General features: G+C 30.2%; 13 protein-coding genes and 1 pseudogene. 7 read left to right on the top strand and 7 right to left on the bottom strand.

Going from position 1 to position 16,805, the window contains the following annotated elements; genetic code table 11:
* The 6 genes and pseudogenes from M3Z80_RS02245 to M3Z80_RS02220 all read left to right on the top strand — a co-directional run.
* Nucleotides 1–1,910, top strand: a pseudogene (locus M3Z80_RS02245) (hypothetical protein); the annotation flags it as partial.
* A 282-nt stretch (nucleotides 1,911–2,192) separates the two neighbouring features.
* Nucleotides 2,193–4,262, top strand: coding sequence for a protein-disulfide reductase DsbD family protein (locus tag M3Z80_RS02240; RefSeq protein WP_293917125.1), 2,070 nt, complete (start codon nucleotides 2,193–2,195; stop codon nucleotides 4,260–4,262).
* A 55-nt stretch (nucleotides 4,263–4,317) separates the two neighbouring features.
* Complete coding sequence (locus M3Z80_RS02235; protein WP_293917123.1) at nucleotides 4,318–5,001, top strand: SIR2 family NAD-dependent protein deacylase; 684 nt, start codon at nucleotides 4,318–4,320, stop codon at nucleotides 4,999–5,001.
* Nucleotides 5,002–5,153: 152 nt separating this feature from the next.
* The gene (locus tag M3Z80_RS02230) at nucleotides 5,154–6,314 is read left to right on the top strand and encodes a GlmU family protein (protein ID WP_293917121.1); all 1,161 of its coding nucleotides are present in this window, start codon (nucleotides 5,154–5,156) and stop codon (nucleotides 6,312–6,314) included.
* A 147-nt stretch (nucleotides 6,315–6,461) separates the two neighbouring features.
* Nucleotides 6,462–7,490, top strand: a complete 1,029-nt coding sequence (locus tag M3Z80_RS02225; RefSeq protein ID WP_293917118.1) for a PLP-dependent cysteine synthase family protein — start codon at nucleotides 6,462–6,464, stop codon at nucleotides 7,488–7,490.
* A gap of 23 nt (nucleotides 7,491–7,513) precedes the next feature.
* Nucleotides 7,514–8,767, top strand: coding sequence for an aminotransferase class I/II-fold pyridoxal phosphate-dependent enzyme (locus M3Z80_RS02220; protein WP_293917116.1), 1,254 nt, complete (start codon nucleotides 7,514–7,516; stop codon nucleotides 8,765–8,767).
* 151 nt (nucleotides 8,768–8,918) lie between these two features.
* Here M3Z80_RS02220 and dtd read toward each other — a convergent pair whose 3' ends face one another.
* Genes dtd through M3Z80_RS02205 form a run of 3 tightly spaced genes read right to left on the bottom strand, consistent with a single transcriptional unit; the run spans nucleotide 8,919 to nucleotide 11,106 of the window.
* Nucleotides 8,919–9,371: a D-aminoacyl-tRNA deacylase gene (dtd, locus tag M3Z80_RS02215; protein WP_293917114.1), complete on the bottom strand. Its 453-nt coding sequence runs from the start codon at nucleotides 9,369–9,371 to the stop codon at nucleotides 8,919–8,921.
* Nucleotides 9,372–9,384: 13 nt separating this feature from the next.
* Nucleotides 9,385–10,305 carry an OmpA/MotB family protein gene (locus tag M3Z80_RS02210; RefSeq protein ID WP_293917112.1) on the bottom strand — a complete coding sequence of 307 codons (921 nt, stop codon included), beginning with the start codon at nucleotides 10,303–10,305 and terminating at the stop codon, nucleotides 9,385–9,387.
* 15 nt (nucleotides 10,306–10,320) lie between these two features.
* On the bottom strand, nucleotides 10,321–11,106 hold the full coding sequence (locus M3Z80_RS02205; RefSeq protein ID WP_293917111.1) for an exodeoxyribonuclease III: 786 nt from the start codon (nucleotides 11,104–11,106) through the stop codon (nucleotides 10,321–10,323).
* Nucleotides 11,107–11,792: 686 nt separating this feature from the next.
* Between M3Z80_RS02205 and M3Z80_RS02200 the strand changes: the two genes are divergently transcribed.
* A complete protein-coding gene (locus M3Z80_RS02200; protein WP_293917108.1) occupies nucleotides 11,793–12,023 on the top strand; it encodes a hypothetical protein in 231 nt (76 codons plus the stop codon).
* A 926-nt stretch (nucleotides 12,024–12,949) separates the two neighbouring features.
* On the opposite strand, the gene M3Z80_RS02195 is transcribed toward M3Z80_RS02200, so the two are convergent.
* The 4 genes from M3Z80_RS02195 to M3Z80_RS02180 form a co-directional block, all read right to left on the bottom strand.
* Complete coding sequence (locus M3Z80_RS02195; protein WP_293917106.1) at nucleotides 12,950–13,510, bottom strand: hypothetical protein; 561 nt, start codon at nucleotides 13,508–13,510, stop codon at nucleotides 12,950–12,952.
* Between the two features lie 4 nt (nucleotides 13,511–13,514).
* On the bottom strand, nucleotides 13,515–15,182 hold the full coding sequence (gene menD / locus M3Z80_RS02190) for a 2-succinyl-5-enolpyruvyl-6-hydroxy-3-cyclohexene-1-carboxylic-acid synthase (protein WP_293917103.1): 1,668 nt from the start codon (nucleotides 15,180–15,182) through the stop codon (nucleotides 13,515–13,517).
* 76 nt (nucleotides 15,183–15,258) lie between these two features.
* The gene (gene fabG, locus M3Z80_RS02185; protein ID WP_293917100.1) at nucleotides 15,259–16,005 is read right to left on the bottom strand and encodes a 3-oxoacyl-[acyl-carrier-protein] reductase; all 747 of its coding nucleotides are present in this window, start codon (nucleotides 16,003–16,005) and stop codon (nucleotides 15,259–15,261) included.
* Nucleotides 16,006–16,197: 192 nt separating this feature from the next.
* A complete protein-coding gene (locus M3Z80_RS02180; protein ID WP_293917099.1) occupies nucleotides 16,198–16,800 on the bottom strand; it encodes a cytidylate kinase-like family protein in 603 nt (200 codons plus the stop codon).
* Nucleotides 16,801–16,805 lie beyond the last annotated feature (5 nt).

The raw sequence follows: 16,805 nt of genomic DNA, 5'->3' as shown, positions 1-16,805 counted from the left end.
CCGAATATAGATTTGCTTATGGAAATGTCGGTATAAATTTAGCGTTAAGTAATTACGATGAAAATACATTTTCTTCCGTAGGGAATAAAAAAAACACAGGTTATGCAAGCAGATTTTATATAGATATAAAGAATGAAAAAAATAATTGGAAAAGTAATCTGAATTTATCCCATACATTTATTCAGAAAAATTTCCATATTTTAGAAAGAATACATGAGGTAGAATTTGATAGAGATTTTAATATTTCGCAAGAATTTAACGGCATAAATCAACATAAATTTAGTTTGAATTGGAAGAATGTTTTTTTTGATAAATGGATCGTAAATTACACTTTTAATTTATTAGACGAAAAAAACTTCTATACTGGTTATAAAAATGACATATTGCTAGGATATAGAAAAAAAAATACTGACTTTCATTCTAAAATAAGTTATTTGCATACTACACAACAAGACAGTATAAAATCAAATTTTATCAAATACACTACAGAATTTCATCATAAAATAGGAAGCCTGAAAACAGGCATAGGATATAAAGGAGAATCAAATAGAAATAAAAATAATTTAGTATCGGAATATACTTCTTCTAGTTTTAACTGGAATGAAATATATACTACTTTTTCTTTAGATAGTTTAAAAATAACCACAGAGTTAAAATTATATATTAGATCAGACGACTCAGTTCGCGTAGGTAAACTGAAGAATTTTACAACTTCCTATGGAAGTATACTAACTAATCATTTAATAAAAACTCAAAAACATAATTTATACTTAGATTTTCATTATAGAAAAGTTCATTATAGTAAAGCAGTATATAGTAATCAAAATGATGAAAATTACATATTAGGATCACTCCGTTGGAATAAAATATTATGTAATAATGGGGTACAATTAAATTCAGTTTATGAGTTATCTAGTGGACAAGAAGCGCAAAGAGAATTCAAATATGTGAAAGTAACAGATGGGAAAGGTATTTATAAATGGACGGATTATAATGGAAACGGAATAGAAGAGCTTGATGAATTTGAAGTTGCAGAATTTAGTGATCAAGCCCAATACATACGTGTATATACAGATAATATCAATTATGTAAAATCAAATAGCAATAAATTTATTTTTAGCTTACAAATATCGCCTTCAAGATTTTTACGATCAAGCTGGTGGGAAAGAATAGGATTACAATCGGCATTCCAATCAGTTTCATCGTATAAGAAAAAAAATAAAACAGCAGAATTAAATCCCTTCTCGAAGAGTGACCTTTTAACTCAAACGCAAAGTTTTACCACAAATTTATCTATTAATAGACTAAGTATTCATAAGTGGATGGCAACCTTTCAATATATGGAAAATAATAATACACAATATATATTTACAGGGAGAGAAAAAAGAAATAATGATAATTTTCAAGTGTTATTAAATTATAAACCATGGAAATTCTGGATTTTTGCCATTCAAAGTAATTTAATAAAGGATAAAAGTAGATCTCAACTTTTTTCAACCAAACGCTTTACTATAGAAACTACGGCAATAAATCCATCTGTAACCTATGAAATACAAAAAAATATTAGCTTAAGTACTTTAGTTAAATATCAAAACAAAAAAAATATATTAGGAAATGAACGTTTAGATTGGAGAGAGGTAGGTTTAGAATTACGTTGGAATGATGAAAAAAGAACCTCTCTTACAGGTAGTTATTCATACATTAAAAACGATTTAAAAGGGAATAACTATTCATTAGTTTCCAGTCAAATGATGGAAGGCTTACTAAGCGGAAAGAATAGTGTTTGGAAAATTTATCTTCAAAGAGAACTCAGTTCTGTCTTTACCTTGAATATAATCTATGACGGTCGTAAGAGTGAGGAATCCCAGGCAATCCATACGGGAAGTGTTCAGATAAGGGCTTCTTTCTAATAAAATTCAATAAAAATTTAATTTATTTAGAAAATTTATTTGAGCTAATAGAAAAGAATTTCTTGAATAAATCACATTTAATTTTTATTGCATAAATAAAGAACTATTTATAAATCAGGTCATAAATATCATGCAGATTTTTAAAAATATAACACCTATTTTCAATTTTATATAAAAAAATGTTTTTAAGAAAATAAAATTAGGGTATAACGAATGGTATATATTTGCGAAATTTATTACATTTGATACGTAAACTCTAATTATAAAAAACAAACGCTTATCATGAAAAAACTGATTTGGATTTTTTTTACTCTTGCAATAATAGTACAGGCTCAAGTAAAGAATCCTATCAAGTGGAAGTCTGAAATTAAGCATACTAAGGAAAATAAATACGAGGCCATATTTACAGCAATATTGGAACCTGGTTGGCATGTATATTCTAAAGATATTAAAGTAGAAAGTGCCATTCCTACTCAATTTGTGTACTCTGAAAACTCTTCTATTCGATTAGTAGGTCCAACCAAAGAAATAGGTAAAAAGATCGAAGAATACTCGGACGTATTTGAAGGAAACTTAATTTATTATTCTAATAAGGTAGAATATCGACAACAATTAGAGATTAAGGGTACTAATCCCGTAGTATTTGAAGCAGAAGTCGAATTTCAGATATGTAACGATAAAGTTTGTTTAGCACCTGATGTAGAATCTTTTACATTTACAATAACTCCGGAAGATAAATATGAAGAAAAAACTCAAATAATACAAAAAGATACAATTAAACATTCTTCGGTCGTATTAACTCCTAAAGTGGACTCTATCGATTCTGACCGAATGAAAGATTTTGTCGAATCTAAAACAGCAGTTAATACAATTAATAAAAATCAAATTATAATTCCCAGCTTAAATGTAGCAGAACCCATATCTAAAGAGTGTGGTGAGAAAATAATAAAAGAAGAGGGGAATATGTGGATTTTCGCATTTGGATTTTTTGGGGGATTGGTAGCTTTGTTAACTCCTTGCGTTTATCCCATGATTCCGTTGACCATATCCTATTTTACCAAACATGCTAAAAGTAAAAAGCAAGGGAAAAAAGATGCATTGATTTATGCCTTTTTCATCCTATTAATCTTTGTATTATTCACTTTACCATTTCATTTAATTAGTGGAATAAATTCCGATATTTTTAACCAAATAGCTACCAATATATGGTTAAACCTTATCTTTTTTATAATTTTTATTCTATTTGCATTTAGCTTTTTCGGTTATTACAATATCACACTTCCTAGTTGGATGGCTAATAAGTCCGATAAAGCTTCCGAATCGGGAGGGGTAATAGGATTATTTTTTATGGCATTAACTTTAGTCATAGTATCTTTCTCATGTACCGGACCTGTATTAGGAAGTATATTAGCCAATGCAATTCAAAATCCAAACCAATTGACCATGGCATTTGGAGGTTGCGGTTTGGCTTGGGCATTAGTTTTTGGCATATTTGCATTATTTCCACAATTTTTACATAACATGCCTAAATCCGGAGGATGGATGAATACAGTAAAAGTTGTCTTAGGATTTCTTGAATTAGCATTAGCGTTTAAATTTTTATCTAAGGCAGATTTAGTAGCAAAAACGTTCTTTTTGAAAAGAGAAATTTTTATTGCCATTTGGATTCTTATTTCCATATCAGTAGTGCTCTATTTATTAGGGGTAATTAAATTTCCTCATGACGATAAGCATCCAAAGATTGGAATTGGGCGAAAAATCTGGGCATGTATATTTATAGGTATAGCGGTATATATGCTTCCCGGATTGTTCCCTTCAAAAAAACCGAATTTAAAATTACTTAGTGGATTAACCCCACCCTTAAATATAAGTATTTATAAAAATAATCAGACAGAAGGAGTATTAGGACTTACCAGTGTACATGATTATTATGAAGCCATAGAAATTGCAAAAAAAGAAAATAAGCCTATATTAATTGACTTCACAGGATATGGATGCGAAAATTGTCGAAAAATGGAAGAATATGTTTGGAGTGAAACAGATATTTGGAATATCTTACATGATAAATTAATTATTGCATCACTGTACGTAGATGACTCAGAAGAATTACCAAAAAATGAACAAATAACTATAAGTTTGAAAGAGGGTCGAAAAAGAAAAATTAAAACGGTTGGAAATAAATGGTCTACTTTTCAAAGGGAGAACTTTAATTCTAACTCTCAACCATTTTATGTTTTGGTAACTCCGGATAGCCAAATAATAAATTTCCCAGTTGCCGGCTATATGGATAAAAAAGAATTTAAGAAATTTCTGCTATGTGGAATTAATGCTTATGAGGAGATGAAAAAATAGAACCAAATATTTATATTAAATGAAAATATTAATTAACTAATTGAGAACATATAGTATGAAAAAAAAATTAGTTGTATTAACAGGAGCAGGAATGAGTGCTGAAAGTGGTCTGAGCACTTTTAGAGACTCAGGTGGATTATGGGAAAATTATAATGTGCAAGAAGTTGCTTCCATAGAAGGATGGTATAAAAATCCGGAACTTGTTCAGAATTTTTATAATATGCGTAGAGCAGAATTGCAAAATCACGAACCCAACCAAGGACATTATTTGCTAAAAGAATTTGAATCCATTTTTGATATTTCAATCATAACGCAGAATGTTGATAATTTTCATGAAAGAGCTCAATCAACAAAAATTCTTCATTTACATGGGGAGCTTACAAAAGTGAGAAGCGAAACTAATGAATCATTAGTTTATGAAACCTTACAAGATGTTCATATGGGAGATTTAGCTGAAGATGGAGGACAATTAAGACCCCATATTGTATGGTTTGGTGAGATGGTGCCCGAAATGGAAAAGGCTATCGAAATAACTCAAAATGCAGATTTATTTCTTATTATAGGGAGTTCTTTACAGGTTTATCCAGCAGCATCTTTATTAGACTTCGTTCCTATAACCTCAAAAGTGTATGTAATCGATCCTAAACCTGTTGAAACAGCGTTACGAAATGATATTATATTCATTCAGAAAGGAGCATCCGAAGGATTGGAATATTTTAAAAATCATTATATCGAATAAAGAGTTACACTGGGGCATAATAAAATAATTTATATTAAATAATACGTATATGGTCAACATATACTTATAAATACAATTAATTATAATGATTAAGATAAAGTAAATTCTATGATATAATTTTATATATTTGAAAAAATAATAAAGTAGAAATTATGAATATTATTCTTTTTGATGGGAAAGAATACTCCGATCTGTTGCCGTTAACTTATACACGTCCTGTAGCAGAATTAAGAATGGGAATATTGACTTTTGCTGAAAGATGGAGATCAATATTCCAGACAGAGAAAATTTCATATTTGACTCAAGAATATCTTTCAAAAAAATATTCCCTTCATACAGAAGAACAAAATTTTTTCATTAACCCAACTTATTTCCCCTACCAAGAATTTATTCTCACACTTAAAAATTTAGAATTTGGAGAAGCTATCTATCATAATGAGGAACTAATAGCTTCAAAAACTACACTCGAAAATTTTCAATTAAATAAATTTGATAAGAAGAATAATATAGAATTCAAAGGAATTCATATACAATATCCATGGGACTTATTTACCTACAATGCAAAGGCTATAGCCTATGACTTTACATTAGTAACACAAGGAAGAAAATCAAAGGATTTATCTGATACGGTTAAAATTATAGGAGATCCATCACAAATTTTTATAGAAGATGGAGCTGTTGCAGAATGTGCGATTTTAAATACCAAAGAGGGGCCTATTTATCTAGGGAAGAATACAGAGGTTATGGAAGGTGCAATGATTCGAGGTTCGTTTGCCTTGTGTAAAGGTTCCAAAATAAATATGGGGGCAAAAGTCTATGGAGGAACAACTATAGGACCGTATTCCAAAGTAGGAGGAGAAGTAAATAATATTATAATATTGGGATATTCTAATAAGGGGCATGAAGGATTTTTAGGAAATTCGGTAATAGGGGAGTGGTGTAATCTTGGAGCCGATACAAATGCCTCTAATTTGAAGAATAATTATGCAGAAGTAAAGCTTTGGAATTATACCGCACGAAAATTTATAAACTCAGGATTGCAATTTGCCGGTATGATTATGGGCGATCATTCAAAATCTGCTATAAATACACAGTTTAATACAGGTACAGTAGTGGGAGTTTCTGCAAATATATTTACCCCAGGTTTTCCTCCAAACCTTATAAAATCATTTTCATGGGGAGGTAGGTCAGAAAGCCCTCTTTTCAAATTAGAACAAGTTTTTGAGGTAGCAGAACGGTCTATGAAAAGAAGAGGGATTGAATTATCAGAAGTAGATAAAGAAATAATAAAGTATATATATAATAACTATTAGGAATTTATATAAATTTAGCAAAAAAATAAGGTTTAAGATTCGATTTGGTTTGAATAAGTCAAATTTCATTAAGTTAAGTTTTTTGTAAGAAAAAAAAATTATAAATTTGCCCCTTGAATTAATTATATAAATTAATAATAAGATAGGATGGCTAGAACTTATAATAATGTTCTTGAGTTAATTAACAATACGCCGTTAGTTCGCTTAAATAGAGTAACAGAAGGGATGAAAGGTTCTTTTTTTGCAAAATTGGAATGTTATAATCCCGGACACTCAACTAAAGATAGAATTGCACTTCATATAATTGAAAATGCTGAAAAACAAGGTTTATTAAAGCCAGGTGCAACTATAGTGGAAACAACTTCAGGGAATACCGGTTTTTCCATAGCTATGGTAAGTATCGTTAAAGGCTATAAATGTATTTTAGCTGTAAGCGATAAAACAAAACCTGAAAAAATTTCATTTCTTAAAGCAATGGGAGCTAAAGTATATTTATGTCCGGCTAATGTTCCGGCAGATGACCCCAGATCCTATTATGAAGTTGCTAAACGAATAGCCGCGGATACCCCTAATTCGTTATATATTAATCAATATTTTAATCAAGAAAATACAAAATCTCATTATCTAAGTACAGGTCCTGAGATTTGGGAGCAGACCCAAGGTAAAATTACCCATCTTATAGGATGTACAGGAACAGGTGGAACTCTAACCGGTGCAGCACAGTTTCTAAAAGAAAAAAATCCTAATATTAAAGTGATAGGAGTAGATGCCGTAGGCTCAGTATTAAAAAAATACTTTGAAACAGGAGAAGTTGATCCTAATGAAATAAAGCCTTATCAAATAGAAGGTCTAGGTAAAAACCTAATACCTGGTGCATTGGATTTTTCCGTAATTGATAAATATGTTAAAGTATCAGATGAACCTAGTGCTTATGCTACAAGAGAGTTAGCGCTTAAAGAAGGAATGATGGTAGGCTATACGAGTGGAGCAAGTTTAACAGCGGCACGAACTGTCGCAGATACTTTTGATGAGAGTTCTGTAGCTGTTCTAATCTTTCCGGATCATGGATCAAGATATATGACTAAAGTTTTTAGTGATGAATGGATGTCATCTCAAGGTTTTGTTAATAGCAAATTGAATGGATTAGAATCACACGCTACTGTAGAAAAAATATAAGTAACTTTGGTTAAATAATAAAAATGGATATTTTTGAGAGAATAAAAAATAATCCCGGTCCTCTTGCTAAATATGCGGACTATGGGGAAGGTGAATATATATTTCCTGTTCTAGAAGGAGAAATCAGTCCGAGAATGAAATTCAAGGGTAAAGACATGATAGTCTGGAGCATTAATGATTATTTAGGACTAGCCAATCATCCTGAAGTAAGAAAAGCTGATGCCGAAGCTGCCGCTAAATATGGTATGGCGTATCCGATGGGTGCTCGTGCCATGTCTGGGCAGACCCATTACCATGAAGAATTGGAAAAACAACTTGCTGCTTTTGCTAATAAAGAGGCGGCATATCTTTTGAATTTCGGTTATCAAGGTATGCTATCAATAATTGATACTCTTGTTTCCAAAAATGATGTGATTGTTTATGACGTTGATAGCCATGCATGTATTGTAGATGGCGTAAGGCTTCATTTCGGTAAAAGATTTACCTATCAGCACAATGATATGGAAAGCTTAGAAAAAAACCTTAAAAGAGCAGTAAAAAACGCAGCAGAATCAGGGGGAGGAGTTTTGGTGATTACTGAAGGGGTTTTTGGAATGAGAGGTGAGCAAGGAAAATTAAAAGAAATCGTTGAGCTTAAAAAGAAATATAATTTTCGATTATTAGTAGATGATGCTCATGGTTTCGGTACGTTAGGTAAAACTGGAGCAGGTGCAGGTGAAGAACAAGGATGCCAAGACGGTATTGATGTTTATTTTTCTACCTTTGCAAAGTCTATGGCAGGAATTGGTGCATTTGTAGCATCTAATAAGGAAATTATCCGATATTTAAAATATAATCTACGTTCACAGATTTTTGCCAAATCACTTCCAATGCCTATGGTTATTGGGGCTTTAAAAAGATTGGAGTTACTGAAAAGTAAACCTGAACTTAAAGATAGATTATGGCATAATGTAAAAAAACTTCAAGAAGGCCTTAAAGAAAGAGGATTTGATATAGGCAAAACCAATACTTGTGTAACTCCTGTATACATGCAGGGAGATGCTATTGAAGCAACATTATTGATAAAAGATATCCGTGAAAATTATAAAATATTTACCAGTGTGGTAGTATATCCGGTTATACCAAAAGGAATGATTCTTTTACGTTTAATACCAACAGCTTCACACACAGATGAAGAAATAGATAAAACTCTTCAAGCATTCGAAGCTGTAAGAGACAAACTGGTGAATGGAGTATATAAGCAAGAAATGGCGGATTTAAATATTAATATAATTTAAATTAAATCATATTTATTTAAAAAAACCTGATTAGAATAGTAATCAGGTTTTTTTTATTTGATATTCAAATTATATTTTTATGTAAAAAAATGGATTGAGAACATTTGCTTTTATATATTTTTTATAAAATACACGCTTTTGAAATACCTATTTATTCTTTATTTTTAGAATCTATTGTTATAGTAACGGGGCCATCATTGATCAATGATACTTTCATATCTGCCCCAAAAACTCCTGTTTGAATAGATATTTTTAATAATTGACAAAGATAATCTTTGAATTTTTCATACATGGTCTTAGCATATTCATGTTTTGCTGCTTTTATATAGCTGGGCCTGTTTCCTTTTTTTGTAGATGCATGAAGGGTAAATTGACTAACTAATAATATGTCTCCTTGAATATCTAAGAGAGATTTATTCATGATACCTTTTTCGTCATTAAATATTCGTAAATTACAAATTTTATTAGCCAACCATTCTATATCCTCTTGATTATCCGCATCTTCAATGCCTAAAAATAATAGTAATCCTTGATTAATTTTACCCACTATTTTATTCTCAACCCTAACAGACGATTCTGAAACTCTTTGAATAACAACCCGCATTATCTATCAATGATTACAAATCGTTTAAAATCTTTGTTATCTCACTTAAATTGGGGGCTATAATAATATCCACCCTTCTATTTATAGCTTTTCCTGTAGCAGTAGAATTATTAGCTAATGGAGCGTATTCGCTCTTACCTGAAGCTGTCATTTGTTTGGGAGATACCCCTTCAGATTGAAGAATTTTGGTAATAGCAGTAGCGCGCATTACAGATAAGTCCCAATTGTCTTTTATGTTTCCGTTACCGGCATATTTATCAGAATCGGTATGTCCTTGAATTATAATATTTAGATTATTATCTTTAGATAAAACTTCGGAAAGGTCTTGTAGAGCTTTTATACCCTCGGCCTCTACAGTCCAGCTTGCCGATGGGAAAAGAAGCTTATTCTCCATAGAAACATAAATATTTCCTTCTTTTTCTTCGACGGTTATTCCTTTACCTTCATAATTTTTTAAAGCTATTTGTAGCTTGTTTTTTAATTTCGAAACTGATTCCTTTTGTTGTGAAATTAATCCTTCCAGTTCATTTATCCTTTTAATCTTTTCTTGTAATTGACCTTGGGTTTGTTCCAATTCATTTAGGATTTTTTTTCGAGATTGTTCGGTGGTTTGGACTTCGTTGGAAATTTGTGCATTTTTAGTCTTCAAATCTTCCATATCTTTCAGCTTAGTAGCATATTCAATTTGAAGATCCGAATATTCAGCATCTAATTGAGCTTTCTTTTTTGCAAGAGCTTCTTGCTGCTGTTGTAATGAAGAGTATTGGTCTGATAACGATTTTAATGCATCTTCTTTCTCCTGAATGGCTTTCTGACTTTTTCTTTCTCCCTGTAAGGATGCGTAATATTTTTTTTCTAATTCATCATATTTGGATTGCGGTACACATGAGGTAGCAATTACCAAAAGAGAAATAATGCAAGTTGCTTTTTTCATAATTAGATAATTTAATTAAAGATTTTGTAATTTATTTAGATCGAAATCTATCCCTACAGGGGCATGATCCGAATGAATGGCTTGTGTTAAAATATAAGCTCTTTGTAAATGTTTGACTAAGGGTTTAGTAACCAATGAATAATCTATTCGCCAACCTTTATTGTTGTTTCGCGCAGTTTTTACCCTATAAGTCCACCACGAATATTGAAAAGGTTCATGATTGAAAACGCGTAAGGTATCAACAAGATTACATTGTTTAAAAAATCGATCCATCCATTCCCTTTCTTCAGGTAGAAATCCTGAAACTTTAGCATTTCTTACTGGATCATTAATGTCGATGGCTTTGTGACAAATATTTATATCTCCGTTTATAATAAGATTTTGATAATCTTTTTCTAAGTTTTTAATATATTTTAATAAGTATTCGCAAAAGTCTAATTTAAATCCTAGACGAGCCATATTAGTTGCGGAAGGAACATAAACACTTATCACCGAATAATTGTTGAAATTTGCTTGCAATACTCTTCCTTCCTGATCATATTCTTGATTATCGCATCCATATTTTACAGATATAGGCTTTTCTTTTGATAATATAGCTACACCACTATACCCTTTTTTTTCAGCGGAAAACCAATAAGAATGATATCCTAAACTTTCAAATTGTGACACGTCAAATTGATCTGTGTGAGCTTTAATTTCTTGTAAGCAAAGTATATCAGGATTTGCCGATTTTATCCATTCTACTAAGCCTTTATTTATGGCGGCTCTTATTCCGTTAACATTGTAACTCAATAGTTTCATTTTACAAAAATACAGTTTTTTACACTTTGATTTTTTATAAATAGTATTCCTCTTTCTATTAAATTATAGTTAAATTTAAAATGTAACAAAAATTATGTGAAAAGAATTTTTGCTAAACGCAATAATATAAAAATATAATTTTATACTAAATAGAATAAAAAATAGTAAGTGAGCATCTATATTTATTTTAATTTGATTATTGAAAAATTAGTGCTCTATTCAAATGTTTATTTATAAAATACAATAAATATTTAATAATAAAGATATTATTATTTATATCCCTTTTATTATAAAAAAGCTTTGAAAATTTATTTTTTATATATTTATTTACTATTCTTAGCTATTCTCGGAAAATTTTTCAAAAAGGAACTGTTAATTTTTGCTGAAAATATATTAAACACTTCTGTAAAAATCACTTTAGCTAAACAAGATTCTATTACAATTACCACTCAATTAGATGATAAAAATTCTTTTATTTTCAAAGATTTGCATCCAGGATTATATAATATAAAATTGAAGAAAATGAAGAAGAGCTATATGCAGATTTTTTAATAATAAAAGAAAATATAGACTTAGGTACAATAAAGCTTTATAAAAGTAAAGAAATACAGCAAGTAATTATAAAGGGTAAAAATAAAATAATTGAGAGGAAAATAGACATAACGGTATTGAATGTAGAAAAATCTATGGTATCCACTTTAGGTACAGGTTTTAATGTATTAGTGAAGACTCCAAAAATAAAAGTTGAAGGGAATAATATCAAAATAATAGGGAAAAGTTTAGCTAAAATAATTGTTGATAACAGGTTAGTTGAACTATCAGGAGAATCGTTGAATAACTACTTAAAAAGTATCCCGTCAGATGAGGTAAGAAGTATAGAAATAATTACAAATCCATCCTATCAATATGATTCATAATTAAATAGCGGATTAATTAGTATTGTTTTTTAAAAAACAAAAAAGATTCATGGAATTTATCTTTACAAGTGGATGTAAAACAATCGCATTATACATTTTTTATTATTCCTTTATTGATTGGAAAGTAGTAACGAAATAATATTCAATATTCCGAATATAAATTGGATAATTTACAAATAGGAAAGATCAAAAATATTTGTTGGTTATTCTATTTTTCAACAGATAATTCCTTTTATTTGGATAAGAATAAAAATTTTATATTTAATATAAATTGGAATTTTAATTCAAAAGGGAAGGATGTAATAAGTGCTGTGAATTTTTATCATAGTGTAAATCTATCATTTAGAATGTTTTTCTTTAGTAAAAAATTACAAATTACTCTGGACAGGAGAAGATATTTTTTCAAACCAAAAAAACTGACTATACGGATTTTACAAATAATATTAAACAAATCTACCTTGGTATGGAGAGACCAATCATTATGTTCAACTTTCAAAAATATATAAGCTAATCAATTATTAACTTAATATAAAAAAAGAGAAATTCGAAAATGAAGACGGAAAGAATATTAAACGATACACAAAATTCTTAATAAAATAAGTGCTTAATTTTTCAAGTTTGTGCATGTAAATTAATTTTAAAATAAATTATTTAAATGAGAATTTTTCCTCTTAGAATCCGTAATATTTATTTTGTGATGACGCTACTATGGCTTTAAATTCTGAGAAATGAAAGGATTATTCATGATAATTTATAAAAATTATTTAAGGAGGAGAACTATAATTATTATTGCCAAACGGCTATCAACTGTAAAAAAGCAGATCAAGTTAAAATGGTAAAACCGAGTGAATCATAGAAACAGAATATCATAACCAATTAGTAAAACTTAAATTAAAATAATATAAATGGGTAAGAATCAGTTTAAATTATGATTCCAAACTTTCTAAAAATTCAATTACTGGAGTAAAAGAAATATCCTCAATAACCTTAAAAAAATCTATTTCATCCTGGTGAGGCAAAAAGTCAGATATAATCCGTATGATGAAATCATGGGGTCTTTTCAAATACATGAAACTATAATCTTCCATGTTAATAAGCGTGCCAATCGGTAAATGGGAAGTGGTCACAAATTTATCGGAAGTAAGGGAAGTGAGAGTAGGGAATTGGGTACGGGAAGCGGAAAGTAACAATTTTCCATTTTCAAAAATTTCACCCGAATATCCATATAAAGAAGAAGCTACTACCTCTACTAAGCAGCCTTTTTGTAATTCTTTAGGCATGGTTTGTTCAATTCCGGTTATTGCCGTGAAACCCACTAAAATATCTAAATCGGATTTTGGTTTATTGACCAGGGATTTTGCAATTTTCTCACGACCAATTCCAGTTACAATGACTTCATATGAATGCTTTAGCGATGAAAACTCTGTTATAGCATCCATTATTTTTTGATTTTCTTCCCGCATAGGGGTAAATAAATTAATTCTCATATTTCTATTCCTGATTTAAATAATTGAAATATTCTCGTAAAAGATTTGAATTTGGCTGTCCTGCTGTATTAATTTCCAATAATTTAGGTCTATGGGAAGAATTAAAAAATGACTCTAAGTGTTTTACTAACTCTTCTTGATTATGAGCTTGTAAATACTCAAAATTATATTCTTTAGCTAGTAGTTGAGCAGTACGGTCGTGATGAGTGACAAAAAATTCATCTAAAGCATTTGATGTATCGGGTCCCGGAATGATTTTAAAAATATCTCCACCTCCATTATTTATGAGAATAATTCTAAATGTATGAGGGATGTATTTATTCCATAAAGCATTAGAATCATAAAAGAAACCAATGTCGCCGGTTATTAAAACAGTAGGATGGTGATCGGCAACGGCAAAGCCGACTGCAGTGGAAGTAGATCCATCAATACCACTGGCTCCTCGGTTGCAAAATATTTTATTTTTAGAATTAAAATTAAATAATTGCGCATATCTAATCATGGAACTATTGGATAGTTGAAGATTATACGAATCAGGTATTTTTTTATCCAAGGTTTTTATTACCCATAAGTCTGAAAACGGAAGATGAGCAACAAATTCATGATGTCTTTGTTCGCGTTCATTCTTTAATTGTTTCCAGAGTAATGAATAAGTAGAAGTTTTTGGCGAAATTTTCACTAATTTCTTTAAAAAAATAACGGGATTTTCTTCTATTTTTTCAGTTAAAGAAAAATAGGTGTCGGGATGCCAAAATTCATCCAAATGCCAATGTGCCTGTAAATTTGATTTACGTAAAAAATCTTTAATTTTCTTGGAAACGATATTCTGTCCTATGGTAAGAAGTAGATCGGGTTTATACTCTTCCATCTTATCTTCACCGAATGGGAACATATAGCGATCGATAGTAGGATAAAATTTGCTGGAGTTGAGATTTGATGTAATTTCAGTAAGAATAATCGTATCTTCTCTATCAGCCAATCTTTCAAGCAAATGAGTAAGCTTCGAATTAGGTTGTTGCATTCCTACAAGGATCATCTTTTTAGAATAATGATTCCAAGTAGGTAATAGAGGAGAATATAAGTCCGAATTATAGCTTTTATACGGAAGAGCTAGTTTGTCAATAATAATTTCTATTTTTTCAGTTTGTTTGTATAATGGTTCTGAAAATGGAATATTTATATGTACCGGTCCGGATTTTAAGATACACGTATGTAATGCTTTTTTTAAATCCAGGAAATTTTGTGTAATTGATTCTTCATTTTCCGATTCAGATAGCTGAAAAGATCCATAAATATGGTTACTGTAAATGTTTTTTTGTCGAATTGTTTGTCCGTCAAAAATATCTACATAATTCTCGGGTCTGTCTGCTGTAAGTACTAATAAAGGAACATTCTGGTAGAACGCTTCAATAATGGCCGGATAATAATTGGCCGAAGCCGTTCCACTGGTGCAACAGATGACTACTGGCTTTTTTTTGGATTGAGCCATACCTAAAGCAAAAAATGCGGCAGAACGTTCATCGACTATACTATAGCAAGTATACTCTTTATGATTTGTAAAATGTATGGTTAAAGGCGCATTTCTGGAGCCAGGAGAAATGATAATGTCAGTAATATCGTATCGATATAAAACTTCTCCTAATAATTGTACTGATAATTTATTGCTATACATATTTTAATAAGTTAAAAAAAGAAAGAGATTAAAATTTTTAATCTCTTATTTATAATACCTTATCCATATATTTTGTTTAATAAGTAAGCATACCACCGTTCACATTAAGTACATGTCCGGTAACATAACTTGATAGATCACTGGCAAGATATAGACAAGCGTTGGCAATATCTTCCGGTGTTCCACCTCTTTTTAGAGGAATATTGTCTCTCCATTCTTGAATAGTTTTTTCATCTAATGCTTCCGTCATTTCGGTTTCGATGAATCCCGGAGCAACTACATTGCAACGAATATTTCTTGATCCCAATTCTAATGCTATTGATTTAGAGAAACCAATAATTCCTGCTTTGGATGCGGCATAATTCGCTTGTCCAGCGTTTCCTTTCACACCAACTACAGAGCTCATATTGATAATCGACCCTTTTTTTTGTTTCATCATAGGTTTGACGATTGCTTTGGTAAGATTAAATACCGAATCAAGATTTATACGGATCACTTCATCCCAATCTTCTTTATTCATTCTTAATAGTAAGTTATCTTTGGTAATCCCTGCATTATTAACTACGATATCTATCTGACCGAATTCTTTGATAACATCATCTGCAAGTTTTTGTGCTGATTCAAAATCAGAAGCATCTGATTGGAATCCTTTTACTTTAGTAAGGTTACCAAGCTCTTTTTGCAATTCTTCTGCTTTAGCGACAGATGATGCATATGTGAAAGCAATCTGAGCCCCGTTTTTAGCAAATACTTCTGCAATTCCTTTTCCGATTCCTCTGGTTGCTCCGGTAATTATAGCGGTTTTTCCTTCAAGCAATTTCATATAGTAATCTTATTTTTTTTCAAATATAATACTTTTGTCATTATCAAGGTATTTTTAAAATTATACTGCAATATATTTTAATGATTTGAAAACCATAGGGGTTAAATTTTTATATTTATTTCAAAATAAATTTCCATAACTAGTAATTGTTACATTTTTTAGGAATTTAAAAAATTAATCTATTATAATTCTTTAAAGATTAAATTTTTGTTCAACAAATGATTTAATAAGATTTACACTTTTTTCAATTCCTAAAACAGAAGAGTTTATGCAAAGGTGATAAGAATTTGCATGCCCCCAATTTTTTTTATTATAGAAGTTATAATATTCTTTTCTTTTTCTATCTATTTTTAAATTTAATTCTTCAGCCTCTTTTAACGAAATATTTTTTCTCTGAGAAGTTCTCCTAATGCGGTCTTCTTTGTTAGCGGTTATGAATATATCGATTCGTCTTTCGAATTCACGTAAAATATAATCGGAACATCTACCCACAAATAAAGCGGAACCTTTACGAGCTTCCTCTTTAATAATTTCACTTTGTATTTCAAATAAATTTTCGTTTCCTAAATAATTTTTAGAAAGTTGCATTCCTAAGAAATTTTCGAAAAAGCTATAACAATTTTTTTCATCTGCTTGCTCAAAAATCTCGGGATTTAAACCACTTTCTATAGAAGCTAAATTGATGATTTCCTTATCATAATAAGAGATGTGTAAAGCATCAGCAAGTTTCTTTCCAATTTGCCGGCCACCGCTTCCCAACTGTCGACCAATGGTAATAAAATATTTTTCTGTCATAACAT

The organism is Apibacter sp. (assembly GCF_025291155.1).
Classification (GTDB): domain Bacteria; phylum Bacteroidota; class Bacteroidia; order Flavobacteriales; family Weeksellaceae; genus Apibacter.
The sequence above is the reverse complement of the archived record's forward strand: the minus strand, read 5'-3'. Positions and strand labels throughout refer to the sequence as shown.

Excerpts from the sequence above, each read along its gene's own strand:
- M3Z80_RS02240 (WP_293917125.1), top strand. The coding sequence starts at position 2,193 with ATGAAAAAACTGATTTGGATTTTTTTTACTCTTGCAATAATAGTACAG.
- M3Z80_RS02235 (WP_293917123.1), top strand. The coding sequence starts at position 4,318 with ATGAAAAAAAAATTAGTTGTATTAACAGGAGCAGGAATGAGTGCTGAA.
- M3Z80_RS02230 (WP_293917121.1), top strand. The coding sequence starts at position 5,154 with ATGAATATTATTCTTTTTGATGGGAAAGAATACTCCGATCTGTTGCCG.
- M3Z80_RS02225 (WP_293917118.1), top strand. The coding sequence starts at position 6,462 with ATGGCTAGAACTTATAATAATGTTCTTGAGTTAATTAACAATACGCCG.
- M3Z80_RS02220 (WP_293917116.1), top strand. The coding sequence starts at position 7,514 with ATGGATATTTTTGAGAGAATAAAAAATAATCCCGGTCCTCTTGCTAAA.
- dtd (WP_293917114.1), bottom strand. The coding sequence starts at position 9,371 with ATGCGGGTTGTTATTCAAAGAGTTTCAGAATCGTCTGTTAGGGTTGAG.
- M3Z80_RS02210 (WP_293917112.1), bottom strand. The coding sequence starts at position 10,305 with ATGAAAAAAGCAACTTGCATTATTTCTCTTTTGGTAATTGCTACCTCA.
- M3Z80_RS02205 (WP_293917111.1), bottom strand. The coding sequence starts at position 11,106 with ATGAAACTATTGAGTTACAATGTTAACGGAATAAGAGCCGCCATAAAT.
- M3Z80_RS02200 (WP_293917108.1), top strand. The coding sequence starts at position 11,793 with ATGGTATCCACTTTAGGTACAGGTTTTAATGTATTAGTGAAGACTCCA.
- M3Z80_RS02195 (WP_293917106.1), bottom strand. The coding sequence starts at position 13,510 with ATGAGAATTAATTTATTTACCCCTATGCGGGAAGAAAATCAAAAAATA.
- menD (WP_293917103.1), bottom strand. The coding sequence starts at position 15,182 with ATGTATAGCAATAAATTATCAGTACAATTATTAGGAGAAGTTTTATAT.
- fabG (WP_293917100.1), bottom strand. The coding sequence starts at position 16,005 with ATGAAATTGCTTGAAGGAAAAACCGCTATAATTACCGGAGCAACCAGA.
- M3Z80_RS02180 (WP_293917099.1), bottom strand. The coding sequence starts at position 16,800 with ATGACAGAAAAATATTTTATTACCATTGGTCGACAGTTGGGAAGCGGT.